The following is a 26647-nucleotide window of genomic DNA, read 5'->3' on the forward strand; positions in this document are numbered from 1 at the left end:
GGCGAAGAAAAGAGTTTGAGGGAGCGCGGCAGAAGCTGCCGCGCTTTGCCTCTTGAATAAGGAAAAGTCGTATGAACGGCCAGAACATCCGCATTCGCCTGAAGGCGTTCGACCACCGGGTCCTCGATGCATCGACGCGCGAAATCGTGTCGACGGCAAAGCGGACCGGGGCGAGCGTACGCGGGCCGGTGCCGCTGCCGACACGGATCGAGAAATTCACCGTGAACCGGTCGCCGCACATCGATAAGAAAAGCCGCGAGCAGTTCGAGATGCGCACACACAAGCGTCTCTTGGATATCGTCGATCCGACTCCGCAGACCGTGGACGCGCTGATGAAGCTCGATCTCGCGGCCGGCGTTGATGTCGAGATCAAGCTCTGAGCAGGCCGGATTGGGGAAGGATGAACCAATGCGTTCAGGAGTAATCGCACAGAAGCTGGGCATGACCCGCGTCTACAACGACAACGGCGAGCAGTTGCCGGTGACCGTTCTTCGCATGGAGAACTGCCAGGTCGTGGCCCAGCGCACTGAAGACAAGAACGGCTACACGGCAGTGCAGCTCGGTTCCGGCTTTGCGAAGGTGAAGAACACCTCCAAGGCTATGCGTGGCCATTTCGCCAAGGCATCGGTCGAGCCGAAGCGCAAGCTGGCCGAGTTCCGCGTGTCGCCCGACAACATGATCGACGTTGGCGCCGAGCTGACTGCCGAGCATTTCGTGGCGGGCCAGAAGGTCGACGTGACCGGCACCACGCAGGGCAAGGGCTTCCAGGGTGTCATCAAGCGCCACAATTTCGGTGGTGGCCGCGCGACCCACGGTAACTCCGTCTCACACCGTTCGCACGGTTCGACGGGCATGTGCCAGGACCCGGGCAAGGTCTTCAAGGGCAAGAAAATGGCCGGCCATATGGGCGCGACCCGCGTCACGGCGCAGAACCTTGAAGTCGTATCGACCGATGCGGAACGTGGCCTGATCCTCGTGAAAGGCGCCGTTCCTGGTTCGAAGGGCGCATGGATCCTAGTGCGCGACGCGGTCAAGGTCAGCCTGCCGAAGGACGCGCCGAAGCCGGCCGCACTGCGGGCAGCTGCTGAAGCAGCACCCAGCGCTGAAGGGGCAGAATGATGGATATCAAAGTGACCACGCTTGCCGGCAAGTCGGCCGGTTCGCTCTCGCTCTCTGATACGGTGTTCGGCCTTGAGCCGCGTGCGGATCTCATCCAGCGCGTCGTGCTTTGGCAGCTCGCCAAGAAGCAGCAGGGTACGCATCAGTCGAAGGGGCGCGCTGATATCGCACGCACCGGCGCCAAGATGTACAAGCAGAAGGGTACGGGCCGCGCACGCCATTCATCGGCTCGCGCGCCGCAGTTTCGCGGCGGCGGCAAGGCCCACGGCCCGGTTGCACGCAGCCATGAGACAGCCATTCCCAAGAAGGTCCGCGCACTTGGTCTGCGTCATGCACTTTCGGCCAAGGCGAAGTCGTCCGACCTTATCATCGTCGACGATCTGAAGGCGACGGACGCCAAGACGAAGACGCTTCTCAGCCAGTTCTCGGGTCTCGGCCTGGAGAATGCACTGGTGATCGGCGGCGCGGAAATCGACGGCAACTTCAAGAACGCTGCCGCCAATATCCCGCATGTCGACGTGCTGCCGGTTCAGGGTATCAACGTCTACGACATTCTGCGCCGCAACAAGCTGGTCCTTTCCAAGGCAGCGGTCGAAGCCCTCGAGGAGCGGTTCAAATGACGGACATTCGCCACTACGACGTGATCGTCTCTCCGGTGATCACCGAGAAATCGACCTTCGTGTCGGAAAACAACCAGGTCATCTTCAACGTGGCCCGCGACGCTTCCAAGCCGGAAATCAAGGCTGCGGTCGAAGCGCTGTTCGGCGTCAAGGTGAAGGCGGTCAACACAATGCTCCGCAAGGGCAAGGTGAAGCGGTTCCGCGGCATCGTTGGCAAGCAGAGCGACGTGAAAAAGGCGGTCGTGACCCTTGTTGATGGCCAGTCCATCGACATCGCGACCGGGCTCTAACCGGTCGGCCGAGAGGTAATTTGTTATGGCATTGAAAACATTTAAACCAACGTCTCCCGGCCAGCGCCAGCTGGTGACGGTTGATCGTTCAGGCCTGCACAAGGGCGGTCCGGTCAAAGCGTTGACGGAAGGTCTGTCGAAGTCGGGCGGACGCAACAACCATGGCCGCCAGACGTCGCGCAACGTTGGCGGCGGGCACAAGCGTACCTACCGCATCATCGACTTCAAGCGTTCCAAGCGGGACGTCGAAGCCACGGTGGAGCGTATCGAGTACGATCCGAACCGCACCGCTTTCATCGCGCTGCTGAAGTATGATGACGGCGAACTGTCGTACATTCTGGCACCGCAGCGCCTGCAGGCGGGCGATCGCGTGGTGTCGAGCGAGTATGCCGACGTCAAGCCGGGCAACGCGATGGAACTCGGCCGCATGCCGGTCGGCACCATCGTGCACAATGTCGAGATGAAGCCGGGCAAGGGCGGCCAGATCGCCCGTTCGGCAGGCACCTACGCACAGCTCGTCGGCCGTGACCAGGGGATGGCGATCCTTCGCCTGAACTCGGGTGAACAACGGCTCGTTTCCGGCAAGTGCATCGCCACGGTCGGCGCCGTTTCCAACCCGGATCACGGCAACATCAACCTTGGCAAGGCCGGCCGGTCGCGCTGGCTCGGACGTCGTCCGCATGTTCGCGGTGTCGTCATGAACCCGGTCGACCACCCGCATGGCGGCGGCGAAGGCCGGACGTCTGGCGGCCGGCACCCGGTGACGCCTTGGGGCAAGCCGACCAAGGGCAAGAAAACGCGTTCGAACAAGTCTACCGACAAGTTCATCATGCGCTCGCGCCATCAGCGCAAGAAATAATCGAGAGAGGAAAAGCCTATGGCTCGTTCAGTTTGGAAAGGCCCGTTCATCGACGGCTATCTTCTCAAGAAGGCTGACAAGGCCCGTGAGAGCGGTCGTCATGACGTTATCAAGATCTGGAGCCGGCGCTCCACTATCATGCCGCAGTTCGTCGGACTTACCTTCGGCGTCTACAACGGCACCAAGCATATCCCCGTTTCCGTCAACGAGGACATGGTTGGCCACAAGTTTGGTGAATTCGCTCCGACGCGGACCTATTACGGTCACGGCGCGGACAAGAAGGCAAAGAGGAAGTAACCATGGGCAAGCCCAAGGCTCCACGCCGGCTGGCGGACAATGAGGCGCGTGCTGTAACGCGCACGATCCGCGTCAGCCCGCAGAAGCTCAACCTGGTTGCGGCCATGATCCGCGGCAAGAAGGTCGACTCGGCGCTCGCTGACCTGACCTTCTCGCGCAAGCGTATCGCGTCGACCGTGAAGAAGACGCTGGAATCGGCGATCGCCAATGCCGAAAACAACCATGATCTCGATGTGGATGCACTGGTTGTTGCCGAGGCCTATGTCGGCAAGTCGATCGTCATGAAGCGCTTCCACGCCCGCGGTCGCGGCCGTGCAAGCCGTATCGAGAAACCGTTCGCTCATCTCACCATTGTCGTGCGTGAGAAAGAGGAAGCAGGGGAGGCCGCATAATGGGTCAGAAGATTAATCCGATCGGCCTTCGCCTCGGCATCAACCGCACCTGGGATTCACGCTGGTATGCCAATACCGGTGAGTATGGCCAGCTGCTGCACGAGGATCTGAAGATCCGCGAATACCTTATGAACGAGCTGAAGCAGGCTGCCGTTTCGAAGATCGTTATCGAGCGTCCGCACAAGAAGTGCCGTGTGACGATCCATTCGGCGCGTCCGGGCATCATCATCGGCAAGAAGGGCGCGGATATCGAAAAGTTGCGCCGCAAGTTGTCGGAATTCACCTCGGCCGAAACGCATCTCAACATCGTTGAAGTGCGCAAGCCGGAAATTGATGCCAACCTGGTCGCCCAGTCGATCGCCCAGCAGCTGGAGCGCCGCGTGGCGTTCCGCCGCGCCATGAAGCGCGCCGTCCAGTCGGCGATGCGTCTCGGCGCCGAAGGCATCCGCATCAACTGTGCCGGCCGTCTTGGCGGTGCCGAAATCGCGCGTACCGAATGGTATCGCGAAGGACGCGTTCCGCTGCACACGCTGCGCGCCGATGTCGACTACGGCACAGCCGAAGCCGAAACGGCTTACGGCATCTGCGGAATCAAGGTCTGGATCTTCAAGGGAGAAATCCTTGAGCACGATCCGATGGCTTCCGAGCGCCGGGCAACCGAAAATGACAGCCAGGGCACTGGCCGCCGCCGCGATCACGCGTAAGCGGACAGGATTGGAGTAGAAACCGATGTTGCAACCTAAACGGACAAAGTACCGCAAACAGTTCAAGGGCAAAATCCATGGCATTGCCAAGGGTGGCACGGCTCTGAACTTCGGTGAATATGGCCTGAAGGCGCTGGAACCGAACCGAGTGAATGCGCGCGAGATTGAAGCGGCACGCCGCGCGATCACCCGTCACATGAAGCGCGCCGGCCGCGTGTGGATCCGCATCTTCCCGGATGTGCCGGTCACCTCGAAACCGACCGAAGTGCGCATGGGTAAGGGCAAGGGCTCCGTCGACTATTGGGCGGCCAAGGTGAAGCCCGGCCGCGTGATGTTCGAAATCGACGGCGTGTCCGAGGACATCGCACGCGAAGCGTTGCGCCTCGGCGCAGCCAAGCTCTCGGTGCGGACGCGCTTTATCCAGCGTATCGCCGAGTAGGAGTGAAGCTTATGAAAGCCGAAGACGTAAAGGCCATGAGCGCCGACCAGCTCGCCGATGAACTGGCCAAGCTCAAAAAAGAACAGTTCAACCTGCGCTTCCAGAAGGCGACGGGTCAGCTGGAAAAAACCTCGCGTGTACGTGAAGTGCGCCGCGACATCGCCCGTATCAAGACGATCGCCGCTCAAAGCGCGGCCAAAGGAAAGTAACGATGCCAAAACGCGTTCTACAGGGCACCGTCGTGAGCGACAAGAATGACAAGACCGTGGTGGTCAAGGTCGAGCGCCGTTTCACGCACCCGCTGTTCAAAAAGACCGTGCGCCGTTCCAAGAAGTACAAGGCGCATGACGAAAGCAACCAGTTCAAGATCGGTGATACCGTTTTCATCCAGGAAAGCGCGCCGATTTCAAAGGACAAGTGCTGGGTGGTCGTAACCGACCAGCCTGCGTCCTGAACCTAAACCGCAATACATGCGGCTTCCGCGGAAGCCAGCTGGACACAATATAAAAGGCAGCCAGTCATGATTCAGATGCAAACAAACCTCGATGTCGCCGACAATTCCGGCGCCCGTCGTGTTCAGTGCATCAAGGTGCTGGGCGGCTCGAAGCGCAAGTATGCTTCCGTAGGTGACGTGATCGTTGTCTCGGTGAAGGAAGCTATCCCGCGCGGCCGCGTCAAAAAGGGCGACGTCATGAAAGCCGTCGTCGTGCGCACCGCAGCCGATATCCGCCGCGCCGATGGCAGTGTCATCCGTTTCGACAAGAACGCGGCAGTGATCGTCGACAACAAGAAAGAGCCGGTCGGCACCCGTATCTTCGGGCCTGTGCCGCGTGAACTCCGCGCCAAGGCACACATGAAGATCATCTCGCTGGCGCCGGAAGTGCTTTAAGGAGAGACACGATGCAAAAGATCCGCAAAGGCGACGAAGTCGTCGTGCTCACCGGCAAGGACAAGGGCCGCAAGGGTACCGTCGTGCAGGTGATGCCGAAGGACAACCGTGCTGTTGTCGCCGGCATCAATGTCGTGAAGCGCCACCAGCGCCAGACGGCCAACCAGGAAGGCGGCATCATCTCGAAAGAGGCGCCGATCGACCTTTCGAACGTGGCGTTGCTGGACCCGAAAGACTCGAAGCCGACCCGTGTCGGTTTCCGCATGGAAGGCGAACGCAAGGTCCGCTTTGCCAAACGTTCCGGAGAAGTGATCGATGGCTGACGCAAAATACGAGCCGCGGCTCAAGAAGCACTATAACGACACCGTTCGTAAAGAGATGCTCGAGCAGTTCGGCTACAAAAACGAGATGGAAATTCCCCGCGTCACGAAGATTGTCGTGAACATGGGGATTGGCGAAGCGACGGCAGATTCCAAGAAGCCGGCGTCTGCTGCCGAGGACCTCGCGCTCATTACCGGGCAGAAGGCCATTATTACGCATGCCCGCAATTCGATTGCCGGCTTCAAGGTGCGTGAAGGCATGCCAATCGGCACCAAGGTAACGCTGCGCGCCGACCGCATGTACGAGTTCATGGATCGCCTGGTCAACATCGCGCTGCCGCGCGTTCGCGACTTCCGCGGCCTGAACCCGAAAAGCTTCGATGGCCGTGGCAACTTCGCCATGGGCCTGAAGGAGCACATCGTGTTCCCCGAGATCAACTACGACAAGGTCGACCAGATCTGGGGAATGGACGTCATCGTTTGCACGACGGCGAAATCGGACGACGAAGCCCGGGCTCTGCTCAAGGCTTTCAACTTCCCGTTCCGCCAGTAACGGCAAGCGTTAAAAGGAAGAATTACGCATGGCTAAAGTCAGCGCAGTCGAAAAGAACAACCGCCGTCGCAAGCTGGCGGATCAGTACGCCGCAAAGCGCGCCGCACTTAAGGCGATCGTCATGGATCGGTCCAATCCGATTGAAGAGCGCTTCAAGGCGACGCTCAAGCTTGCGGAACTGCCGCGCAACTCCGCGAAGGTGCGCGTGCGCAACCGTTGCGAAGTGTCGGGCCGCCCGCGCGCCTACTATCGCAAACTCAAGATGTCGCGCATCGCGCTTCGCGAACTTGGTTCGCTCGGCCGCGTTCCCGGCATCGTGAAGTCCAGCTGGTAAGGGGAAACAAAGATGTCCATGTCAGATCCTCTTGGCGATATGCTGACGCGTATCCGCAACGGCATGCACCGTTCGAAGGACCGTATTTCGACGCCGGCTTCCAAGCTGCGCGGTCGCGTTCTGGATGTGCTGAAAAACGAAGGCTATATCCGCGGCTACTCGCAGGTCGAGTATTCCTCGGGCAAGTCCGAGTACGAGATCGAGCTGAAGTATTTCGACGGCACGCCGGTCATCCGTAGCATCGAGCGCGTCTCGAAGCCGGGCCGCCGCGTCTATGTCGGCGTGAAGTCGATCCCGCATGTCGCAAACGGCCTCGGCATTTCGATCCTCTCGACGCCGCAGGGTGTGATGGCGGATCACGAGGCACGTGAAAAGAACGTTGGTGGAGAGCTTCTTTGCCGCATCTTCTGATGCGGCAGGCGAGCATGAACCCAGTAAACGGACAGGTTGAAAAATGTCGCGTATTGGTAAAAAGCCGGTAGCTATCCCGGACGGTGTCACGGCCACCGTCGACGGTCAGACCGTGACCGCGAAAGGCCCGAAGGGCGAACTGAAATACGTCGTCAATGACGAGGTTCTGGTTGCAATGGAAGACGGCGCCGTCAGCGTCGAGCCGCGCGACCAGTCCAAGGACGCGCGCTCCAAGTGGGGCATGTCGCGGTCGATGATCCAGAACATCGTCGACGGTGTGAAAGAAGGCTTCGAGCGCAAGCTCGAAATCAACGGCGTCGGCTATCGTGCGGCGATGCAGGGCAAGAACATCCAGCTCTCGCTTGGGTTCAGTCACGAAGTCGTCTACCAGGTGCCCGAGGGTGTCACAGCGGCTACTCCGAAGCCGACCGAAATCGTGCTCACGGGCATCGACAAGCAGCAGCTTGGCCAGGTCGCGTCGGAGATCCGCAAGTACCGGTCTCCCGAGCCCTACAAGGGCAAAGGCGTGAAATATGCGGAAGAGACGATCATCCGCAAAGAAGGCAAGAAGAAGTAAGGATAGCGCGCCATGGCAAAGACCAAAGAATCGACCACGCGCCGTGCGCAGCGCGTTCGCCGTCAGATCAAGAAGGTGGCCAATGGCCGCCCGCGTCTGTCGGTGCACCGTTCTTCCAAGAACATCTATGCGCAGGTTATCGACGATGCTGCCGGCCACACGGTTGCCGCGGCGTCGACTCTCGAGACCGATCTTAAGGGCGGACTGAAGACCGGCGCCGACATTGCTGCAGCTGCAGCGGTCGGAAAGCTGGTTGCAGAACGCGCCGTAAAGGCCGGTATCAAGGACGTCGTATTCGATCGCGGCGCCTACATCTTTCATGGCCGGGTCAAAGCGCTTGCCGATGCGGCACGCGAAGCCGGCCTGAATTTCTAATCTCAACCCGAGTGCTTCCGGAAAAGAACGAAGGAAAAGGATATGGCACAGCAAGATCGTGGAGGTCGCGGACGCGACCGTGGACCACGCGACGAGGCTGAGAGCGAGTTCGTAGACAAGCTCGTTCACATCAACCGAGTGGCAAAAGTTGTGAAGGGCGGTCGCCGTTTCGGTTTTGCCGCGCTCGTCGTCGTCGGCGACCAGAAGGGCCGCGTTGGTTTCGGCCACGGCAAGGCGCGCGAAGTGCCGGAAGCCATCCGCAAGGCGACCGAGGCCGCCAAGCGCGACATGATTTTCGTGCCGCTGCGCTCCGGCCGGACGCTGCATCATGACGTCGAAGGACGCCACGGCGCAGGCAAGGTTCTGCTGCGTGCTGCTTCCGCCGGTACCGGGATCATCGCCGGTGGCCCGATGCGCGCCGTGTTCGAGACGCTCGGCGTCCAGGACGTCGTCGCCAAGTCGCTCGGCACCTCGAACCCGTACAACATGGTTCGTGCGACCTTCGATGCGCTGAAAAGCCAGATGCATCCCAAGGACATCGCCGCACAGCGCGGGCTCAAATACTCCACGCTGCAGGCGCGCCGCCGCGATCTGATCGGCGCCGAAGAATAGACTGATCGAGCTCCTGTCGCCTTTCGACCGGAAGGGCAGGGGTCATTGGAAGGAAACTGACTGATGGCTGACAAGAAGAAGGGCGCTACGATCACTGTCGAACAGATCGGCAGCCCGATCCGCCGGCCGGCTGAACAGGAAAAAACCCTGATCGGTCTTGGCCTCAACAAGATGCATCGCCGCCGCACCCTGGAAGACACTCCGGCCGTGCGTGGCATGATCCGCAAAGTCCAGCACCTCGTCCGCGTTGTGGACGAGGCCTGATAGCGGGGAGAAGAACAATGAATCTGAACGAACTGCGCGATAACGAAGGCGCGCGCCCGTCTCGCAAACGCGTCGGCCGTGGTATCGGTTCCGGCAAGGGCAAGACAGGCGGCCGCGGCGTAAAGGGCCAGAAGTCCCGTTCCGGCGTGGCTATCAAGGGCTACGAGGGCGGCCAGATGCCGATCTATCGGCGTCTCCCGAAACGCGGCTTCAACAACATCTTCGCCAAGGACTTCAACATCGTGTCGCTGGCCCGCGTGCAGGCGGCAATCGATGCTGGCAAGCTCGACGGCAAGAAGACGGTCGATGCCGAGGCACTTGCTGCTGCCGGCGTCATCCGCCGCATAAAGGACGGTGTACGCGTGCTCGCCGACGGCGACCTGAAAGCCAAGGTCAAATTCGAGGTTGCGGGCGCATCGAAGTCGGCGGTCGAGAAGATCGAAAAGGCCGGCGGTTCCATCACGGTGCTCGCAGCCAAGGCAGCTGCCGAGTAATTCCTTGCAAGGGCGGCGGAGCGATCTGCCGCCCTTTCATCACGCTTTTCTTTACTTGCGTCTCTCCGGCATGGCGCTTATCTCCGCACTGAAGTGCGTTGGCCCGGCCGGGCGCAAGCCGGCTGATCGAAGGCCCCCGCCGAACCGGAGAATTCCTCAATGGCATCCGCAGCAGAACAGCTTGCAGCAAATCTGAACTTCGGCGCATTCGCGAAGGCCGAAGAACTCAAGAAACGGATATGGTTCACGCTCGGCGCGTTGCTTGTCTACCGCCTCGGGACCTATATCCCGCTGCCCGGGCTGGACATGAACGCCTTTGCCAACGCGTTTGCCAGCCAGTCGCGCGGTATCCTGGGCATGTTCAACATGTTCTCCGGCGGTGCGGTCAAGCGCATGGCAATCTTCGCGCTCGGCATCATGCCCTATATTTCCGCCTCGATTGCGATTCAGCTGATGACGTCGGTGATACCGGCGCTTGAACAGCTGAAGAAGGAAGGCGAGCAGGGGCGCAAAGTCATCAACCAGTATACGCGTTACGGTACCGTTCTTCTCGCCACGCTGCAGGCCTACGGCATTGCGGTCGGGCTTGAGAGCGCGAACGGGATCGTTGCGGATCCGGGCTGGTTCTTCCGTATTTCTACCGTGGTCACGCTTGTCGGCGGCACGATGTTCCTGATGTGGCTCGGCGAGCAGATCACCGCGCGCGGTATCGGCAACGGCATCTCGCTGATCATCTTCTCCGGCATTGTCGCCGGACTTCCGACGGCGATCGCCGGCACGCTCGAACTTGGCCGTACCGGGGCGATCAAATCCGGGGTGATCATCGCGATCATCGTCGTCGCCATCGCGGTTATCGCGGCGATCGTGTTCGTCGAAAGGGCGCAGCGGCGGCTGTTGATCCAGTATCCGAAGCGCCAGGTCGGTAACAGGATGTTCCAGGGCGACACGTCGCACTTGCCGTTGAAGCTGAACACGGCCGGCGTCATCCCGCCGATCTTCGCTTCGTCGCTGCTGCTGTTGCCGGCAACGCTGGCGGGTTTCTCGAATTCGACGACCTTGCCGGGATGGGCGACAACGATCCTTGCCGCCCTCGGTCACGGTCAGCCGCTCTACATGCTCTTCTATGGCGGCATGATCGTGTTCTTCGCCTTCTTCTACACGGCGATCGTCTTCAATCCGGAGGACACGGCCGACAATCTGAAGAAGCATTCCGGCTTCATTCCGGGAATCCGTCCGGGGCAACGCACGGCCGAGTACATTGATTACGTGCTGACCCGGATCACGGTCATCGGTGCCATTTATCTGGTGCTGGTCTGCATGTTACCCGAATTTCTAATAGCGTCGACCGGCGTGCCGTTCTATCTCGGTGGTACGTCGCTGCTCATTGTCGTGAGCGTGACCCTTGATACTGTCGCGCAAATACAGGGCCATCTGATCGCCCATCAGTATGAAGGCCTGATCAAGAAATCGAAACTGCGCGGGGGGAAACGCGGACGATGAGACTTATCCTTCTTGGACCGCCGGGAGCAGGCAAGGGAACACAGGCACAGCGCTTGGTCGAGAAATACTCGATCCCCCAGCTCTCGACGGGGGACATGTTGCGCGCCGCCGTCAAGGCTGGCACGGAGGTCGGCCAGCGCGCCGAAGCGGTCATGAATGCGGGCAAGCTCGTCTCCGACGATATCGTCAACGCGATCGTTTCGGAACGCATTGACGAGGCAGACTGTGTGAATGGCTTCATTCTCGACGGCTATCCGCGCACGCTGGTGCAGGCCGACGCCGTGGAGGCGATGCTGAAAGGCAAGGGGATCGCGCTCGACGTGGTGATCGAACTGCAGGTCAACGACGAAGTGCTCGTCGACCGGATTTCCGGTCGCTACAGCTGCGCCAGCTGCGGCACGGTCTATCACGATACGTCGAAGAAGCCAGCCAAGGACGGCGTGTGCGACAAGTGCGGGTCAACCGAATTCAAGCGTCGTTCCGACGATCAGCCGGACAAGGTGTGGACGCGGCTGCAGGCCTATTACAAGGAAACCTCGCCGCTTATCGGCTATTATTACGCCAAGGGCCTCCTGAAGAACGTGGACGGATTGCAGTCCATCGACGACGTAGCTGCGGACATCGATCGCGTGTTGGAAAAGCTCTGATCGAAGAGCTCGGATGGCTTCGGCAGTATTTACCCGAAAAAGACCTTTCACGCGGTTGACACATACCGGACTCGGGACTATAGCGGCGCATCTTCCTTGAAAGAATGGTTGAATGTGCCTTCGTGGCGCGATGCCGCTCGGACGGGAAACCCGCATGGGCCGGCCTCCACCGGACGCGGGTCACCAAGAACCGCCGGACAAACCGGCATACATGGAGAACAAAATGGCACGTATTGCCGGTGTTAACATACCGACAGGCAAGCGCGTAGTGATCGCGCTTCAGTACATTCACGGTATTGGCGCGAAATTCGCGCAGGAAATCGTCGAGAAAAACAACATTCCCGCAGAGCGTCGCGTTCACGAACTGACCGATGCCGAAGTGATGGGAATTCGCGAAACCATCGACCGCGACTACCAGGTCGAGGGCGATCTTCGTCGCGAAGTTTCGATGAACATCAAGCGCCTGATGGACCTCGGCTGCTACCGCGGTCTGCGTCATCGCCGCAACCTTCCGGTCCGCGGCCAGCGCACGCACACCAATGCGCGTACCCGCAAGGGTCCGGCGAAGGCCATTGCAGGCAAGAAAAAGTAATTAAGCAAACGGTGCCGCGCCCTTGGCGCGGCTTTCGTTCGCTCCCAGGTGTAGCCGCTGGAACTACGGCGGTGCAGAGATCGAAAGGAATACCATGGCTAAGGATGCCGGCCGCGTTCGCCGCCGCGAGCGTAAGAACATTTCGTCGGGCGTTGCCCACGTCAATTCGACGTTCAACAACACGATGATCACCATTACCGACGCACAGGGCAACACGATTGCCTGGTCGTCGGCAGGCATGCAGGGCTTCAAGGGCTCGCGCAAATCGACGCCGTTCGCCGCACAGGTTGCTGCCGAAGACTGCGCCAAGAAGGCCCAGGAACACGGTATGCGCTCGCTCGAAGTCGAGGTCTGTGGCCCCGGTTCGGGCCGTGAATCGGCACTGCGCGCACTGCAGGCTGCCGGCTTTACGATCACCTCGATCCGTGACGTCACACCGATCCCGCACAACGGGTGCCGGCCGCGCAAGAAACGCCGCGTCTAACATGCTTTGAGGGCGTCGCCGATCCTGCGTCGCCCGGTTTCAGGTCTATTGCCACGATTGGATGGTGGCAAGGAAGCTGAGGGAAACTGCCGTGATACACAAGAACTGGCAAGAACTGATCAAGCCGAAGAAGGTCGAGTTCAAGAGCGGAGGCACCAACAAGGTGAACCTCGTCGCCGAACCGCTCGAGCGTGGTTTTGGTCTGACACTCGGAAACGCGCTGCGCCGCGTGCTGCTGTCGTCGCTTCGCGGCGCGGCTGTCACTGCCGTGCAGATCGATGGCGTCCTGCATGAATTCTCCTCGATTGCGGGTGTGCGCGAAGATGTCACCGACATCGTGTTGAACATCAAGGAAATCGCCATCCGGATGGAAGGCGACGGACCGAAGCGCATGGTCGTGCGGAAGCAGGGCCCGGGTGTCGTCACCGCCGGCGACATCCAAACTGTGGGCGATGTCGAAATCCTGAACCCGGATCACGTGATCTGCACCCTCGACGAGGGTTCCGAGATCCGCATGGAATTCACCGTCGACAACGGCAAGGGTTATGTGCCGGCCGACCGCAACCGCGCCGAAGACGCGCCGATCGGCCTGATCCCGGTCGACAGCCTGTATTCGCCAGTGCGCAAGGTCTCCTACAAGGTCGAGAACACCCGCGAGGGACAGGTTCTCGACTACGACAAGCTCACCATGACGATCGAGACCAACGGCGCGGTCACCGGTGAAGATGCCGTGGCCTTTGCCGCACGCATCCTGCAGGACCAGCTCGGCGTGTTCGTCAACTTCGAAGAGCCGCAGAAGGAAGTCCAGGAAGAACAGGTCCAGGAACTGGCCTTCAACCCGGCGCTTCTCAAGAAGGTCGACGAACTCGAATTGTCGGTGCGTTCGGCCAACTGCCTGAAGAACGACAACATCGTCTATATCGGCGACCTGATCCAGAAGACGGAAGGCGAAATGCTGCGGACCCCGAATTTCGGCCGCAAGTCGCTTAACGAAATCAAGGAAGTTCTGGCGTCCATGGGCCTCCATCTCGGCATGGAAGTTCCCGCATGGCCGCCGGAGAATATCGAAGACCTCGCAAAGCGTTACGAGGATCACTACTGATCGCCGGCGAGCCGGCTAACACTCAAGGAGAAGGCTCATGCGCCACGGAAAATCGGGCCGCAAGCTGAACCGCACTGCCAGCCACCGTAAGGCGATGTTTGCCAACATGGCAGCTTCGCTGATCGAGCATGAGCAGATTGTGACGACGCTGCCCAAAGCCAAGGAAATACGCCCGATCGTCGAGAAGCTTGTGACTCTCGGCAAGCGGGGCGACCTGCACGCACGCCGCCAGGCCATCTCGGCTATTCGCGACGAAGCACAGGTTCGCAAGCTGTTCGACACGATCGCGACGCGCTATGCCGACCGCAATGGCGGCTACCTGCGCATCATGAAGGCGGGTTTCCGCCACGGCGACAGCGCACCGATGGCCGTAATCGAATTCGTCGACCGCGACGTTGACGCGAGAGGTGCGGGCGACCGCGCGCGCGTCGAAGCAGAAGAACAAGCTGCCGAAGAAGCAGCTTAAGTCAGGTCCATCAGGACGACCTGAAAAGGGGCCTTTTAAGGCCCCTTTTTTTCGTTATGGTGCAGCCGAATCCCAGACCTTCCAAGGAGAATGGTTCATGTCTTTTTCCCGGATTTCACGCGTTTTTGTTTTGGCCCTTGTCCTGTTTGGAGCGGCCATACCGGCAGGGTTCGCGCAAGATACCGGGAAGTCGCCAGCAAGCCTTCTCGAGGACCTCTTCGGCGGCAAGGGCAAAATCAGGAACGACGGCGACAGTCCAGGAAATGCGGTAGAACAGGACGGTCGGCGGGTGCCGGTCAGCCGGGGCGAAATGCAGCTGTCGTTTGCGCCTCTCGTCAAGGCGACGGCGCCGGCAGTCGTCAATGTCTATGCGGCGCGTATCGTCCAACAGCGCCAGTCGCCCTTTTCCGGGGATCCCTTCTTTGAATATTTCTTCGGTCCCGGTTTTGGCGGCCAGTCGCGGCCGCGCATGGAGCAATCGCTTGGCTCGGGTGTAATCGTTGACCCTTCCGGCCTGATCGTCACGAACAACCACGTGATCGGCAATGCGGACGAGATCAAGGTCGCGCTGTCGGATGGCGAAGAATTCGAGAGCAAAGTCGTTCTTCGCGACGAGCGGTCCGATCTCGCCGTGCTGCGTATCAACGCGAAACGCGATCTCAAATATCTGAAGCTTGAGGATTCCGACGCGGTAGAGACCGGCGATCTCGTGCTGGCGATCGGCAATCCGTTCGGCGTCGGCCAGACCGTGACGTCGGGGATTGTTTCCGCCGTCGCGCGCAGCCGCATCGGTGTTTCCGATTTCGGGTTCTTCATCCAGACGGATGCAGCCATCAACCCGGGCAACTCCGGCGGTGCGCTGCTCTCGATGTCGGGACGGCTGATCGGCATCAATTCGGCGATCTTTTCGCGCTCGGGCGGATCGAACGGAATCGGTTTCGCCATTCCGTCGAACATGGTCCGGGCGGTGATCGACCAGGCACGCGGCGGGGCCGATGCTTTCGAACGGCCCTATCTCGGCGCGACTTTCGATCCGGTCACGCCGGCGATCGCGGAAAGCCTCGGCATGCAGCGTCCGACTGGCGCTATCGTCAAGGATGTCGAACCGGGAAGCCCGGCCGAAAAGGCCGGAATTCGTCCCGGCGACGTCGTGATGAGCATCGACGGGCATGCGATCGAACATCCGGATGCGCTCGACTACCGGCTGGAGACCGCCGGGCCGGGCAAGAAGGTCACGCTTGCGATGCTGTCGCGGGGCCGCAAGGTCGCGGTCGATATCCTGCTGCAACAGGCGCCCGAGACCGTTCCCGCGCATGAATCGACCATCAGCGGATCGAACCCGCTTTCGGGAGCGAAGGTCGCCAATATTTCACCGCGCGTTCTCAACCGGCTGAATGTCCATTTTCGTGGAGACGGCGTCATCATCACCGAAATCGAGCGCGGCTCGCCGGCCATGCGCGTGGGCTTCCTTCCGGGCGACGTGCTGATACGGATCAATGGCCAGGATATCGGCAAGGTGGATGACGTGAAGGCCGTCGCCGAATCCGGCGGCAGATCCTGGAGTTTCGTCATTAACCGTGGCGGCCGCGTCATTCAACAATATTTCCGGGGCTAGGTCATATATGGCTGACCTGTTCGGAGAGCGCGGTTCAGCGCAGCCCGACACCGCGCACAGGCCGCTTGCGGACAGGCTTCGCCCCAGCCGGTTGGAGGATGTCGTCGGCCAGGATCACCTGACCGGAGCCGACGGGGCGCTGACGCGCATGATCGCGTCGGGCAGCCTCGGCAATGTGATCTTCTGGGGACCGCCGGGTACCGGCAAGACGACGATCGCCCGTCTTCTGGCCGGGGCGGCGGATCTGCATTTCGAGCAGATATCGGCTATCTTCAGCGGTGTTGCGGATCTGAAGAAGGTTTTCGAATCGGCACGGATGCGACTGCAGAACGGCAAGCAGACGCTTCTGTTCGTCGACGAGATCCACCGGTTCAACCGGGCTCAGCAGGATTCCTTTCTACCCGTTGTCGAGGACGGGACGATCCTGCTGGTCGGCGCTACCACCGAAAATCCGTCTTTCGAACTCAATGCGGCGTTGCTGTCACGGGCCCGGGTGCTGACGCTAAAGCGTCTGGAGGCGGAGCATCTGGAAATACTTCTCGAACGCGCCGAGAAACTTACCGGTCAAAAACTTCCGCTGACGGACGAGGCAAGGGGACTTTTAGCTGTGATGGCCGACGGCGACGGACGCGCCGTGCTGACGCTGGCGGAAGAAGTCTACCGCTCCACCAAGGCCGGCGAAACGCTCGACGCAGAAGGCCTTCGGAGCGTCGTGCAGCGCCGCGCACCGCTCTACGACAAGAGCCAGGACGGTCACTACAATCTCATCTCGGCACTGCACAAGGCGGTTCGCGGGTCGGATCCCGATGCCGCCCTCTATTATCTCTGCCGGATGTTCGACGCGGGCGAGGACCCGCTCTATCTTGGGCGCCGGCTCGTGCGCATGGCGAGCGAGGATATCGGGCTCGCTGATCCGCAGGCACTGACAATCGCTCTCGCCGCAAAGGATGCTTACGATTATCTGGGTTCGCCGGAAGGCGAACTGGCGCTTGCGCAAGCCTGCATCTATCTGGCGACCGCTCCGAAATCCAATGCGGCCTACACCGCCTACAAATCGGCCATGCGCGCGGCGAAGGAATTCGGTTCGCTGCTGCCGCCCAAACGCATCCTCAACGCGCCGACCAAGCTGATGTCGCAGGAAGGATACGGCACCGGCTATCGCTATGACCATGACGAACCGGACGCGTTTTCCGGACAGGACTATTTTCCCGAAGCCATGGGGCGCAAACGTTTCTATGATCCAGTCGAAAGAGGGTTCGAGCGCGATCTCCGAAAGCGGCTCGAATATTGGGCCAATTTGCGCCGTGAAAGACAAAACGAGAGTGATTGAATCGTTCTTGGAAACACTTGGCAACCATCACCGGAAAGAATTAGCCGACAGACGAAATTGACCGGTATCAAGGCGGCACCGGCCGCAAGATTGCACTTTGCGCCGAACGGAGGACGACATGCGCATTCTCATTGCTTACGCCACCATCGAAGGCCAAACCCGCAAGATTGTCCAGCACATGCGGTCGTTGCTGGAGGATGACGGCCATTCCATCCAGCTGGCGGATGCAATCAGCGGCGATGACGTTCCAAAGGCGGATGATTTCGACGCGGTGATCATCGCGGCTCCGGTTCATGTCGGCGCATTTCCGGCGCCGTTGCGCCGTTTCGTCAAGGCGCACGCCGAGACGCTGATGGCAAGGCCCGGGGCCTTCGTTTCGGTGTCGCTGTCCGCGGCATCCTCGGACAAGTCAGAGGTGGAGGAGATCGCCGATATCGTCGAGAAGTTCAGCAAGGAAACCGGCTGGTGGCCCGTATCCATACATCACGCGGCTGGCGCGCTGAAATACACGGAGTACGATTTCTTCCGGCGCTGGATGCTGAAACGCATCGCGGAGAAGGAAGGCGGGCCTGTCGATACGAGCCTCGACCACGAATTCACCGACTGGGTGGCACTCGACGCCTTCGTTCGCACCTTCGTCAAAGAGGCGCCGGGCGTCGCCGGAAAAATCTGACGATCCTCAATCCGGGGCTTTCGAACCGCGGAGGCATGGAGTAGGAGGACTCCATGTCTCATATCCTCCTTGTAGCCCTTGGCGGCGGCCTTGGCGCGTCAGCCCGTTATCTCACCAACCTCGCTGCATTGCGGGTCGCTGGCCCGCATTTTCCGTGGGGGACGATCCTGGTCAACATCATCGGCTCCTTCGCCATGGGCGTCCTGATCGAGACGCTGACCCGGCGTACCGGCACGAGCATGGAGGTGCGCAGCTTTCTTGCCACCGGGTTTCTCGGCGGGTTCACCACGTTCTCGGCATTCTCGCTTGATTTCGCCCTGATGTGGGAGCGCGGCGATCAATGGATCGGCGCCTTGTATCTGAGTGCCAGTGTGGTGCTGTCCATCCTCGCGCTTTTCGCCGGACTCTCCCTGGTGCGAGCGATATCCTGAAAAACCAACCGGGTGTCGAAGATGGCAAGCGTTGAGCAAATCAATGTGGACAGCGACGAAGCGGGCATGCGTGTCGATCGCTGGTTCAAGGCGCATTATCCGGACCTCGCATTCGGCGCGTTGCAGAAACTGCTCCGGACCGGCCAGGTACGCGTCGACGGCGGCCGGGTGAAGGCCGACACGCGGCTCGAACCGGGACAGACCGTTCGCGTACCGCCGATGGCCGCGGAAACGGCGGCTGCCAGGGGACCGGTAACGGCAAAGACGATCCGCAACGATTCCGATGACAACGCGCTCAAGCGCATGATTCTGTTTGAAGACAAGAAGGTGCTGGTGTTCAACAAACCGGCTGGCCTCGCGGTCCAGGGCGGGTCGGGCATCGTGCGCCATATCGACGGCATGCTGGAAGCGTTCCGAAACGCCAAGGGCGAGAAGCCGCGGCTCGTGCATCGTATTGACAGGGATACGTCGGGCATTCTTGTCGTTGCGCGGACGCGCGGCGCGGCGCAGAAGCTGACGACGTCATTTCGCGAGCGCGACACAAAGAAAACCTACTGGGCGCTGGTCAAGGGCGTACCGAAAAAGCGCGAGGGACGAATTTCGACCTGGCTGGTCAAGGAACAAACGCCGGATGGCGACAGGATGCGCATCGCCAAACACGGCGAACCGGGCGCGGACCACGCGGTGACGGATTACCGCGTCGTGGAATCGGCGGGGCAGCGCATGTCGTGGCTGGAGATGGAACCGGTCACTGGGCGGACGCACCAATTGCGCGTTCATGCCGCCTATATGGATTGCCCGATCGTCGGCGATCCGAAATATTTCGAAGACGATTCGAACTGGGAGTTCCCGGGCGGTATCCAGAAAAAGCTGCACCTGCATGCGCGCCGGATCATCATTCCGCATCCGGACGGCGGCGTGATCAACGTGACGGCGCCGCTGCCGCCGCATATGGTCCAGAGCTGGAACCTGCTCGGCTTCAAGGAGACCAACGCGGACATGGAGGACTGAAGAGATGCCGATCCTGAATGGAAGCTGTCATTGCGGGGCAGTCGAATTCACCGTCGAGACGGAAGAAGACGGTCTGCAGAATCTGCGCCGCTGCAATTGTTCGCTGTGCCGTCGCAAGGGCACGCTGATGGCCAGCGTCCCGGAGGACAAGCTCATTGTCACCAAGGGCGAAGACACGCTCACGCTCTATCAATGGAACCTGAAGATCGCGAAACATTATTTCTGTTCGGTGTGCGGGATCTATCCGTTCCACCGGCCGCGCAGCGCGCCGGACACATACGGGTTCAATGTGGGCTGCATCGAGGGCGTCGATCCCTATTCCTTCACGGATGTACCGGTGCGGGACGGGGCTTCGCTCAGCCTTGCCGGCGATCCCGCGTCATAGGGCGCGCCGCAACGCCGCGATGATCTTGCGGCGTTCTTCATCATTGCCGGCGTCCTGCAGGCGCTGCGTCAGCGCGACGATCAAGGCGGCGTAATCATTGTTCCAGTCGGAGAGCAGTTCCGTGCGCGGAACACGCTCGGGCAGGCGTCCCTTCGATTTCGCGTCGCCGGCAACGAGTTCGAAAGCCTCGTCCATTTGCGGCAGGACGATCTTCTCGGGATCGAGGCCGCGCGTCGCGAGCAGGCGGGCCATTTCCTCGCGAGCGTCATCGTCACCGTGATTGAGGAACAGGTGGCCCGCGATCGGACTGCGTTCCATTACCCAGTCCAGCAGTTCGCCCTGGTCGGCATGGGCCGAATAGTTGCCCAGTTGCCGGATCTCCGCCTTGACGAGAAATTCCTTGCCGTGAATGCGCACGACCGGCTCACCGCTGGTGATGTAATATCCCAGCGTGCCGGGCGCCTGGTAACCGACGAAGAGGATCGTGGCGTTGGAGCGCCAAATGTTGTTCTTGATGTGATGCTGAATGCGGCCGGCATCGGCCATTCCGCTTGCGGAAATGATGATCGCGCCGCCGGTTATACGGTTGATTGCCTTGCTTTCCTCGACATCCTGGACGAGGCGGAAACGCGGATCGCGGAAGAGGGCGGCTTCATCGAGTTCGACATCGTCGAGGGTGCCCGCATGCTTGATGAACACCTCGGTAACGGCCTTGGCGAGCGGCGAATCGAGAAACACCGTTGTTTCCGGAAGCTCGCCTTTGGCAAGGAGGACACCGATATCGTGCAACAGTTCCTGGCTGCGCTCGACGGCGAAGGCGGGGATTACGACATTGCCGCCGGCCGAAAGACCGCGTACCAGTTCCTTGCGCAACAATTCGCGCCGCGCCTCCAGCGTGTAGTCGTCGCGTTCGCGGTCACCATAAGTGCTTTCGCAAACGACGTAATCAAAGCCCTGTTCCGCGTCCGGTTCGGGATGGAAGACCTTTTCCTCCGGACCGATGTCGCCCGAGAACAACAACCGCATCGTGTTGCCGTCGGCCGCGTCGGGGATCTTCATTTCCGCCGACGCGGAACCCAGTATGTGGCCGGCGTTCCAATAGCGCACATGAATGCCGGGCGCCGGCTCGAACCACTCGCCGTAATCGTGGGTGCGTAACAGTTCCAGCGTCGCGCGGGCATGTTCCTCGGTATAGATCGGCTCGATCGGATCCTCGCCCTTGCGCTGCCGCTTGCGATTTTGGCGTTCGGTGTTCGAGTTCTGGATCTTTGCCGAATCGAGCAGCATGAAACCGAGGAGGTCGGCCGTGGGCGCCGTGCAGTAGATCGGCCCCTTGAATCCGTACCGCACCAGTTTGGGTAAAAGCCCGGAATGGTCGATATGGGCGTGGGTAAGGATCAGAAAGTCGGCCGCAGGGTCGAACGGGAAAGGCTTGTCGTTAAGCGCGCGGATCGTCTTGTTGCCCTGGAACATGCCGCAATCGACAAGAAACCGCGCCCCGGTGGCCTGAAGCATCGAGCAGGAGCCGGTCACGGTTCCTGCCGCGCCATAGAAGGAAAGCGTCGCCATGCCTGTCTCCCGGATTTATCGCTGCAGCTTGTGTTGCAAATCGGATTGCCGGGGGCAAGGGGCGCGGAGAGTTAACCCGCACCCGGATCTTCGCGTCAGCTGACGGCGACGAGCTCGACGTCGAAGACGAGGTCCTTGCCGGCGAGCGGATGGTTCGCGTCAAGGGTCACCGTGTCGTCGTCGGCTGCAACGACAGTGAGGTAAATCACATTGCCGTCCTGCGCGGAGGCCTGCAGCTGGGCGCCAGGCTGCGCATCGACTTCCGGCGGAAGCGACGCGCGTTCGACCACATGCACGCCTTCCGGATGGTGCGGGCCGTAAGCTTCGTCGGCAATGATCGTGATGGTCTTCGTCTCGCCGACAGCCATGCCGCGCATGGCCTTGTCGAGACCGGGAATGACCTGGCCGGCGCCAAGTTGGAATTGCAATGGATCGCGGCCGTCCGAGGAGTCGAACACGGTGCCGTCGGAGAGTTTGCCAGTATAGTGGATGTGCACGGTAGCTCCGTGCTCTGCTTCAGTCATAACATGCCTTTCGGGGGATTTGGTTCTGGACCGCGCCGTCTTGCAGATCCAATGGTCGTCCGCATGCGCTGCCGGCATACGGGATTTGCATCAGCATACAAGCGCGACGGAGTCTGTAAACCCGTGTGGATTGAAAGCGGGCCAACTTGTGCAAAGCGGTAAAGCGCGGCGCGCGAGCGGGCAGGGACTCGTTTTCTTCACGGCGCGCCGGGAGTTAGCGTCGGTGCAACTCGCGAGCATTTGGCTCACAGGATGTGCCAAAAGAAAACCGGCGGCGCGATGCGCCGCCGGCTGGTTTACCCGTCCCTGCGATTGATGATCAGCAGGAGTAATACATGTCGTATTCGACCGGGTGCGGCGTGTGCTCGTAGCGGATGTTTTCTTCTTCCTTGAGCTCGAGATATGCCTCGATCTGGTCGTCGTCGAAGACGCCGCCTGCCTTGAGGAAGTCGTTGTCTTCGCGAACAGCCGCGATCGCTTCACGCAGCGAGCCGCAGACGGTCGGGATCTCGGCCAGTTCTTCCGCCGGAAGGTCGTAAAGATCCTTGTCCATCGGGTCGCCCGGATGGATCTTGTTCTTTACGCCGTCGAGGCCGGCCATCAGCATGGCGGCGAACGAGAGGTAGGGGTTGGCGGTCGGATCCGGGAAGCGGATTTCGACGCGTTTGCCCTTCGGCGAGTTCGAGAACGGAATGCGGCAGGATGCCGAGCGATTGCGTGCCGAGTAGGCGAGCAGAACCGGTGCTTCGAAACCCGGAACGAGACGCTTGTAGGAGTTCGTCGACGGGTTGGTGAAGGCGTTCAGCGCCTTGGCGTGCTTGATGATGCCGCCGATGTAATAGAGGCAGGTCTCGGACAGGCCGGCATAACCGTCGCCGGCCATCAGCGGCTTGCCGTCGCCCCAGATCGACTGGTGGACGTGCATGCCGGTGCCGTTATCGCCATAGACCGGCTTCGGCATGAAGGTCACCGACTTGCCGTAGGCATGAGCGACGTTGTGGCAGACATATTTGTAGAGCTGCACTTCGTCGGCCTTGAAGGTCAGCGTGTTGAACAGCATCGACAGTTCGTGCTGCGCAGCGGCTACTTCGTGGTGGTGCTTCTCGATCTTCACGCCCATTTCGCCGAGGACCGTCAGCATCTCGGAGCGGATGTCCTGAGCCGAGTCGACCGGGTTGACCGGGAAGTAGCCGCCCTTGACGCGCGGACGATGGCCGAGGTTGCCGGTCTCGTAGTCGGCATCGGTATTGGTCGGCAGTTCGACCGAATCCACCTGGAAGCCGGTTTTGTACATGTCGGTCGAGAACTTGACGTCGTCGAAGAGGAAGAACTCCGGCTCCGGGCCGAAATAGGCGGTATCACCGAAGCCGCCGGACTTCACATAGGCTTCGGCTTTCTTCGCGGTCATGCGCGGATCACGGTTGTAGCCTTCGCCGGTCATCGGGTCGAGAATGTCGCAGAAGATCGCCATGGTGGACTGCGCGTAGAACGGGTCCATGTGGGCGGTCTCGGTGTCGGGCATCAGGACCATGTCCGACTCGTTAATCGCCTTCCAGCCGGCAATCGAAGAACCATCGAACATCACGCCGTCGGCGAACATGTCTTCGTCGACAACGGAGGTTTCCATCGTGACATGCTGCATCTTGCCGCGCGGGTCGGTAAAGCGCAGGTCGACGAACTTGACCTCGTTGTCCTTGATGTTCTTCAAAATGTCATTTGCACTCATTTTTCTTCCCTTTGGTTGAACTGCAAATTGTTGGGGAAACGGTAGGAGGGATCAGATCGCGTCCGCGCCGGTCTCGCCGGTACGAATTCGAACGACTTCCTCGATATTGGAAACGAAGATTTTTCCGTCGCCGATCCTGCCGGTTTGCGCCGCATTGCGGATCGCTTCCATGGCAGCTTCGACGGTTTCGTCGGCAACGACGACTTCGACTTTCACCTTGGGCAGGAAGTCGACGACATATTCCGCACCGCGATAGAGCTCGGTGTGCCCTTTCTGGCGTCCGAATCCCTTTGCTTCCGTGACGGTAATGCCCTGGAGGCCAACCTCCTGCAGCGCTTCCTTCACTTCGTCGAGTTTAAACGGTTTTATGATCGCTTCGATCTTTTTCATGTACAGGCAAGCCTCCACGGTAAAGTCTGGCCCTACACAAGCAGATGGCGTGCCAGTTTTGAAGTGCGCCGTTTTGCCGTAGACAACCGCGCAATCGCCGAACAATCTACACGCGAATTGCACCGCAATTAGGTTCTGGCGATGAAATAGAGCGCTTAATATGGCGCGAATTTAGGCAGGATGCCTAAAACATATGCACGATGACGGGGGTATGTTTGAAAAGCGAGAGTGACGGGCACCGACAAAATACTCTTCTGACATGCGCGGAGATGGGACGGGCTGACGCATGGACGATGGACCATGCCTATGCATCAGGCATGGAGCTCATGGAAAATGCAGGCGCGGCTGTCGCGCGGGTCGTGCTGGAACGGTTCGGCGGTTCGCGCCGCGCACTCGTGCTCTGCGGCCCCGGCAACAATGGCGGCGACGGATATATTGCTGGCCGCATTCTGCATGAAGCGGGAATGGCGGTCTCGCTGTTCGCATTCGGCGAGCCGCGGCCGGGTTCCGATGCCGGCATTGCTCGATGGCGCTGTCCGATGGCAATTCAATCTCCCGCTGATTTCGAGCCAAGCGGAGACGACGTCGTCATTGACGCTGTCTTCGGCGCCGGACTGACACGCGGTTTGCCGGAAAATGTGAGAGCGGTATTCGCCAGGATGCGGTCATCCGGGAGCCGGGTCGTGGCCGTCGATTTGCCGAGCGGTGTCAATGGCGACAGTGGCGCCGATTTGGGAGGCGCGCCTGCCGTGGACGCGACGGTGACCTTCTTTCGCAAGAAACCGGGGCACGCGCTCTATCCCGGCCGCGCGCTGTGCGGCGATCTTGTCGTTGCCGACATCGGCGTGCGCGCCGAAGTTTTCGGAACCGATGCCCCGAAGGTGTTCGAGAATGGTCCTGAGCTTTGGGCGCTCCAGCTGCCGCATGCGCGAGCGGAATGGCACAAGTATGCGCGCGGCCATGCGGCGGTCTATTCCGGTGGGCGGCATGCGACCGGCGCCTCCCGACTCGCGGCGCTGGCGGCGCAGCGCGCGGGGGCCGGCGCGGTGACGATCCTTGGCGCTCCTGATGCGCTCGACATTCACGCCGCGCACGTGACCTCGATCATGCTGCGTCCTTGCGGGCCGGACGATGCCTATGACCGGCTCTGCGAGCTCAAGGGGTGCCGGGCTTGCATATTGGGGCCGGGATTCGGCGATCTTGCCGCGGCTCGGATGATCGCGACCTCGCTACTCGATCAGGCGACAATGACGGGATTGCGCCTCGTGCTCGATGCGGACGGAATCACGGCCTTCGCGCAGAATCACGATGCGTTGTTCGAGGCAGCCAAGGCGGCGGGAGAGCCCGCGCTGGTCCTGACGCCGCATGAAGGCGAGTTCGGCCGGCTGTTTCCGGATCTGGCGGGAGACGCGAGCCTTTCCAAACTCGACAAGGCGCGTATGGCTGCGGTCCGCGCGAATGCCGTCGTGCTCTACAAAGGGCCCGATACTGTGATTGCCGCTCCGGATGGGCGCGCGGCCATCAACACGAATGCGACGCCCGCACTGGCGACGGCGGGGTCCGGCGATGTGCTGGCCGGGTTGATTGGCGGATTGCTGGCGCAGGGCGTGCCGGTTTGGCAAGCGGCCTGCGCGGCAGCCTGGATCCATGGCGAGGCGGGCCGGGCGGCCGGGCCGCTGTCAATTGCCGAGGACCTTGTGGGCGGTGTCGCACCCGCCTTGCTGGCCGCAGCGGCCGGATAGTCACGGCGCGGGCTGGCGCTTGAGATAGGTCCTGGGCGGCGCGCCCATCATGCGCCGGAACATCGTCGTGAAGGCCGCCGTGCTCTCGTAGCCGAGATCGAGCGCGACACGTGTCACGCTATGGCCTGCCGAAAGCCGCGGAAGCGCGGCCATCAGACAGGCCTGTTGACGCCATGTCGACAGGGGCAGGCCGGTCTGCCGCCGGAAGAAGCGCGTGAATGTGCGGCGGCTCATGCCGAGCGTTTCCGCCCAGCGGTCGATGGCCGCGCTCGAAGACGGCGCTTCGATGAAGTCGTGGCACAGGGAGGCGAGCCGTGCATCGGCCGGGAAGGGGAGGCCGAGCGGACGTTCCGGCAGACGCGGAATTTCGTGCATCAGGGCGCCCATGATGAAGATTGTGCGCGGATCGGCCCGGTTTTCGATCGAGAACTCGCTTGCCGCCTCGATCAGGCTGCGCATCAGCGGGGTGAGCGCCGTGACATGCAGATGGCCGGGAAGACCGGGCAGCGCGTCCGGTATGACATAGACCGACCGCATCTCGACTTCGCCGAGGATGTCGACCGCGTGCACGGTGCCGGCGGGCAGCCAGAGCGCGTGCTCGGGCGGCACCATCCAGCGTCCGGCGCTGGTCGTCACCGTCACGATGCCCGTCATGGCATAGAGCAGCTGCGAGCGCGTATGGCTGTGGTCGGCGACGTGGTCGTGGTCCGCGTAGCGGGTCGGGCGAACCAGCACCGTGTCGTTGCTGTTTTCGAGCGTAGCCCACCATTCGCTCTGGAAGCGTTCGATCTCGTGCAGCCTTGCCGGCGAAACGGTCTTCGTTTGGCCCACTCTCGAAAGAAATGGACCAAATCACGAAAGACGGCGCATCTCAAGGCGGATATGGAAAACTTGGACAGGCGCGACGGGAA

At 60.9% G+C, this 26647-nt stretch carries 39 protein-coding genes; 34 read left to right on the top strand and 5 right to left on the bottom strand.

All coding sequences use genetic code 11. The annotated features are described in order from the left end of the window. Window positions 1-71: 71 nt before the first annotated feature. The 33 genes from rpsJ to IG169_RS20680 all read left to right on the top strand — a co-directional run bounded on the left by rpsJ (window position 72) and on the right by IG169_RS20680 (window position 19785). The gene (gene rpsJ, locus IG169_RS20520) at window positions 72-380 is read left to right on the top strand and encodes a 30S ribosomal protein S10 (protein ID WP_072606015.1); all 309 of its coding nucleotides are present in this window, start codon (window positions 72-74) and stop codon (window positions 378-380) included. A 28-nt stretch (window positions 381-408) separates the two neighbouring features. After that, window positions 409-1119 (top strand): 50S ribosomal protein L3, encoded by a 711-nt coding sequence (gene rplC, locus IG169_RS20525; RefSeq protein ID WP_193178137.1) that lies wholly within the window; start codon window positions 409-411, stop codon window positions 1117-1119. Next, a complete protein-coding gene (rplD, locus tag IG169_RS20530) occupies window positions 1119-1739 on the top strand; it encodes a 50S ribosomal protein L4 (RefSeq protein WP_193178473.1) in 621 nt (206 codons plus the stop codon). The genes rplC and rplD overlap by 1 nt, the downstream gene beginning before the upstream one ends. Further along, the gene (locus tag IG169_RS20535) at window positions 1736-2029 is read left to right on the top strand and encodes a 50S ribosomal protein L23 (RefSeq protein WP_193178138.1); all 294 of its coding nucleotides are present in this window, start codon (window positions 1736-1738) and stop codon (window positions 2027-2029) included. The genes rplD and IG169_RS20535 overlap by 4 nt, the downstream gene beginning before the upstream one ends. A 25-nt stretch (window positions 2030-2054) precedes the next feature. Then, window positions 2055-2888, top strand: coding sequence for a 50S ribosomal protein L2 (gene rplB, locus IG169_RS20540; protein ID WP_193178139.1), 834 nt, complete (start codon window positions 2055-2057; stop codon window positions 2886-2888). 18 nt (window positions 2889-2906) lie between these two features. Beyond that, window positions 2907-3185 carry a 30S ribosomal protein S19 gene (rpsS, locus tag IG169_RS20545; protein WP_131569940.1) on the top strand — a complete coding sequence of 93 codons (279 nt, stop codon included), beginning with the start codon at window positions 2907-2909 and terminating at the stop codon, window positions 3183-3185. A gap of 2 nt (window positions 3186-3187) precedes the next feature. Then, the gene (rplV, locus tag IG169_RS20550; protein ID WP_193178140.1) at window positions 3188-3577 is read left to right on the top strand and encodes a 50S ribosomal protein L22; all 390 of its coding nucleotides are present in this window, start codon (window positions 3188-3190) and stop codon (window positions 3575-3577) included. Further along, window positions 3577-4281: a 30S ribosomal protein S3 gene (rpsC, locus tag IG169_RS20555; RefSeq protein ID WP_193178141.1), complete on the top strand. Its 705-nt coding sequence runs from the start codon at window positions 3577-3579 to the stop codon at window positions 4279-4281. The genes rplV and rpsC overlap by 1 nt, the downstream gene beginning before the upstream one ends. A gap of 25 nt (window positions 4282-4306) precedes the next feature. Beyond that, entirely contained in the window at window positions 4307-4720 is a 414-nt protein-coding gene (gene rplP / locus IG169_RS20560) for a 50S ribosomal protein L16 (protein ID WP_193178142.1), read from the top strand. An 11-nt stretch (window positions 4721-4731) separates the two neighbouring features. Then, on the top strand, window positions 4732-4929 hold the full coding sequence (rpmC, locus tag IG169_RS20565; protein ID WP_193178143.1) for a 50S ribosomal protein L29: 198 nt from the start codon (window positions 4732-4734) through the stop codon (window positions 4927-4929). Window positions 4930-4931: 2 nt separating this feature from the next. After that, window positions 4932-5174, top strand: coding sequence for a 30S ribosomal protein S17 (gene rpsQ, locus IG169_RS20570; RefSeq protein ID WP_193178144.1), 243 nt, complete (start codon window positions 4932-4934; stop codon window positions 5172-5174). A 66-nt stretch (window positions 5175-5240) separates the two neighbouring features. Then, window positions 5241-5609, top strand: coding sequence for a 50S ribosomal protein L14 (gene rplN / locus IG169_RS20575; RefSeq protein WP_193178145.1), 369 nt, complete (start codon window positions 5241-5243; stop codon window positions 5607-5609). A gap of 11 nt (window positions 5610-5620) precedes the next feature. After that, the gene (rplX, locus tag IG169_RS20580) at window positions 5621-5932 is read left to right on the top strand and encodes a 50S ribosomal protein L24 (protein WP_193178146.1); all 312 of its coding nucleotides are present in this window, start codon (window positions 5621-5623) and stop codon (window positions 5930-5932) included. Then, window positions 5925-6482, top strand: coding sequence for a 50S ribosomal protein L5 (rplE, locus tag IG169_RS20585; RefSeq protein ID WP_193178147.1), 558 nt, complete (start codon window positions 5925-5927; stop codon window positions 6480-6482). The genes rplX and rplE overlap by 8 nt, the downstream gene beginning before the upstream one ends. A gap of 28 nt (window positions 6483-6510) precedes the next feature. Beyond that, window positions 6511-6816 (top strand): 30S ribosomal protein S14, encoded by a 306-nt coding sequence (gene rpsN, locus IG169_RS20590; RefSeq protein ID WP_193178148.1) that lies wholly within the window; start codon window positions 6511-6513, stop codon window positions 6814-6816. Window positions 6817-6828: 12 nt separating this feature from the next. After that, a complete protein-coding gene (gene rpsH, locus IG169_RS20595; RefSeq protein WP_193178149.1) occupies window positions 6829-7227 on the top strand; it encodes a 30S ribosomal protein S8 in 399 nt (132 codons plus the stop codon). Between the two features lie 43 nt (window positions 7228-7270). Beyond that, window positions 7271-7804, top strand: coding sequence for a 50S ribosomal protein L6 (gene rplF, locus IG169_RS20600; RefSeq protein ID WP_193178150.1), 534 nt, complete (start codon window positions 7271-7273; stop codon window positions 7802-7804). Between the two features lie 12 nt (window positions 7805-7816). After that, window positions 7817-8179 carry a 50S ribosomal protein L18 gene (gene rplR, locus IG169_RS20605; RefSeq protein WP_193178151.1) on the top strand — a complete coding sequence of 121 codons (363 nt, stop codon included), beginning with the start codon at window positions 7817-7819 and terminating at the stop codon, window positions 8177-8179. Window positions 8180-8221: 42 nt separating this feature from the next. After that, a complete protein-coding gene (rpsE, locus tag IG169_RS20610; protein ID WP_193178152.1) occupies window positions 8222-8791 on the top strand; it encodes a 30S ribosomal protein S5 in 570 nt (189 codons plus the stop codon). Window positions 8792-8854: 63 nt separating this feature from the next. Continuing rightward, on the top strand, window positions 8855-9055 hold the full coding sequence (gene rpmD, locus IG169_RS20615) for a 50S ribosomal protein L30 (RefSeq protein ID WP_193178153.1): 201 nt from the start codon (window positions 8855-8857) through the stop codon (window positions 9053-9055). Between the two features lie 17 nt (window positions 9056-9072). Beyond that, window positions 9073-9549: a 50S ribosomal protein L15 gene (gene rplO, locus IG169_RS20620; RefSeq protein ID WP_193178154.1), complete on the top strand. Its 477-nt coding sequence runs from the start codon at window positions 9073-9075 to the stop codon at window positions 9547-9549. A 159-nt stretch (window positions 9550-9708) separates the two neighbouring features. Beyond that, window positions 9709-11049 carry a preprotein translocase subunit SecY gene (gene secY / locus IG169_RS20625; protein WP_193178155.1) on the top strand — a complete coding sequence of 447 codons (1341 nt, stop codon included), beginning with the start codon at window positions 9709-9711 and terminating at the stop codon, window positions 11047-11049. Continuing rightward, window positions 11046-11696, top strand: coding sequence for an adenylate kinase (locus IG169_RS20630; RefSeq protein ID WP_193178156.1), 651 nt, complete (start codon window positions 11046-11048; stop codon window positions 11694-11696). The genes secY and IG169_RS20630 overlap by 4 nt, the downstream gene beginning before the upstream one ends. 223 nt (window positions 11697-11919) lie before the next feature. Next, window positions 11920-12288 (top strand): 30S ribosomal protein S13, encoded by a 369-nt coding sequence (gene rpsM / locus IG169_RS20635; RefSeq protein WP_193178474.1) that lies wholly within the window; start codon window positions 11920-11922, stop codon window positions 12286-12288. A 94-nt stretch (window positions 12289-12382) separates the two neighbouring features. Beyond that, window positions 12383-12772 (top strand): 30S ribosomal protein S11, encoded by a 390-nt coding sequence (gene rpsK / locus IG169_RS20640; RefSeq protein WP_193178157.1) that lies wholly within the window; start codon window positions 12383-12385, stop codon window positions 12770-12772. A gap of 91 nt (window positions 12773-12863) precedes the next feature. Then, entirely contained in the window at window positions 12864-13874 is a 1011-nt protein-coding gene (locus tag IG169_RS20645) for a DNA-directed RNA polymerase subunit alpha (protein ID WP_193178158.1), read from the top strand. 37 nt (window positions 13875-13911) lie between these two features. Further along, window positions 13912-14340, top strand: coding sequence for a 50S ribosomal protein L17 (gene rplQ, locus IG169_RS20650; protein WP_193178159.1), 429 nt, complete (start codon window positions 13912-13914; stop codon window positions 14338-14340). 97 nt (window positions 14341-14437) lie between these two features. After that, the gene (locus IG169_RS20655) at window positions 14438-15955 is read left to right on the top strand and encodes a DegQ family serine endoprotease (protein WP_193178160.1); all 1518 of its coding nucleotides are present in this window, start codon (window positions 14438-14440) and stop codon (window positions 15953-15955) included. A gap of 7 nt (window positions 15956-15962) precedes the next feature. Then, complete coding sequence (locus IG169_RS20660) at window positions 15963-17285, top strand: replication-associated recombination protein A (RefSeq protein ID WP_193178161.1); 1323 nt, start codon at window positions 15963-15965, stop codon at window positions 17283-17285. Window positions 17286-17403: 118 nt separating this feature from the next. Beyond that, entirely contained in the window at window positions 17404-17958 is a 555-nt protein-coding gene (locus IG169_RS20665) for a flavodoxin domain-containing protein (RefSeq protein ID WP_193178162.1), read from the top strand. Between the two features lie 53 nt (window positions 17959-18011). Beyond that, window positions 18012-18389 carry a fluoride efflux transporter CrcB gene (gene crcB, locus IG169_RS20670; protein WP_193178163.1) on the top strand — a complete coding sequence of 126 codons (378 nt, stop codon included), beginning with the start codon at window positions 18012-18014 and terminating at the stop codon, window positions 18387-18389. A 21-nt stretch (window positions 18390-18410) separates the two neighbouring features. Further along, window positions 18411-19400, top strand: coding sequence for an RluA family pseudouridine synthase (locus IG169_RS20675; RefSeq protein ID WP_193178164.1), 990 nt, complete (start codon window positions 18411-18413; stop codon window positions 19398-19400). A 4-nt stretch (window positions 19401-19404) separates the two neighbouring features. Further along, window positions 19405-19785 (top strand): GFA family protein, encoded by a 381-nt coding sequence (locus IG169_RS20680; protein ID WP_193178165.1) that lies wholly within the window; start codon window positions 19405-19407, stop codon window positions 19783-19785. Here the strand turns inward: IG169_RS20680 and IG169_RS20685 are convergent. The 4 genes from IG169_RS20685 to IG169_RS20700 form a co-directional block, all read right to left on the bottom strand. Then, window positions 19780-21354, bottom strand: a complete 1575-nt coding sequence (locus IG169_RS20685) for an MBL fold metallo-hydrolase RNA specificity domain-containing protein (RefSeq protein ID WP_193178166.1) — start codon at window positions 21352-21354, stop codon at window positions 19780-19782. The genes IG169_RS20680 and IG169_RS20685 overlap by 6 nt on opposite strands. 95 nt (window positions 21355-21449) lie before the next feature. Further along, a complete protein-coding gene (locus tag IG169_RS20690) occupies window positions 21450-21878 on the bottom strand; it encodes an FKBP-type peptidyl-prolyl cis-trans isomerase (protein ID WP_193178167.1) in 429 nt (142 codons plus the stop codon). 319 nt (window positions 21879-22197) lie between these two features. Next, window positions 22198-23604, bottom strand: a complete 1407-nt coding sequence (gene glnA / locus IG169_RS20695; RefSeq protein WP_193178168.1) for a type I glutamate--ammonia ligase — start codon at window positions 23602-23604, stop codon at window positions 22198-22200. Between the two features lie 51 nt (window positions 23605-23655). Then, window positions 23656-23994: a P-II family nitrogen regulator gene (locus IG169_RS20700; RefSeq protein WP_175276099.1), complete on the bottom strand. Its 339-nt coding sequence runs from the start codon at window positions 23992-23994 to the stop codon at window positions 23656-23658. 269 nt (window positions 23995-24263) lie between these two features. Between IG169_RS20700 and IG169_RS20705 the strand changes: the two genes are divergently transcribed. Beyond that, complete coding sequence (locus IG169_RS20705; RefSeq protein ID WP_246717487.1) at window positions 24264-25736, top strand: NAD(P)H-hydrate dehydratase; 1473 nt, start codon at window positions 24264-24266, stop codon at window positions 25734-25736. On the opposite strand, the gene IG169_RS20710 is transcribed toward IG169_RS20705, so the two are convergent. Continuing rightward, window positions 25737-26567, bottom strand: a complete 831-nt coding sequence (locus IG169_RS20710) for a helix-turn-helix domain-containing protein (RefSeq protein WP_193178170.1) — start codon at window positions 26565-26567, stop codon at window positions 25737-25739. Window positions 26568-26647 lie beyond the last annotated feature (80 nt).

The sequence above is a fragment of the Oricola nitratireducens genome (genome assembly GCF_014904745.1).
GTDB classification, from domain to species: Bacteria; Pseudomonadota; Alphaproteobacteria; order Rhizobiales; family Rhizobiaceae; genus Oricola; species Oricola nitratireducens.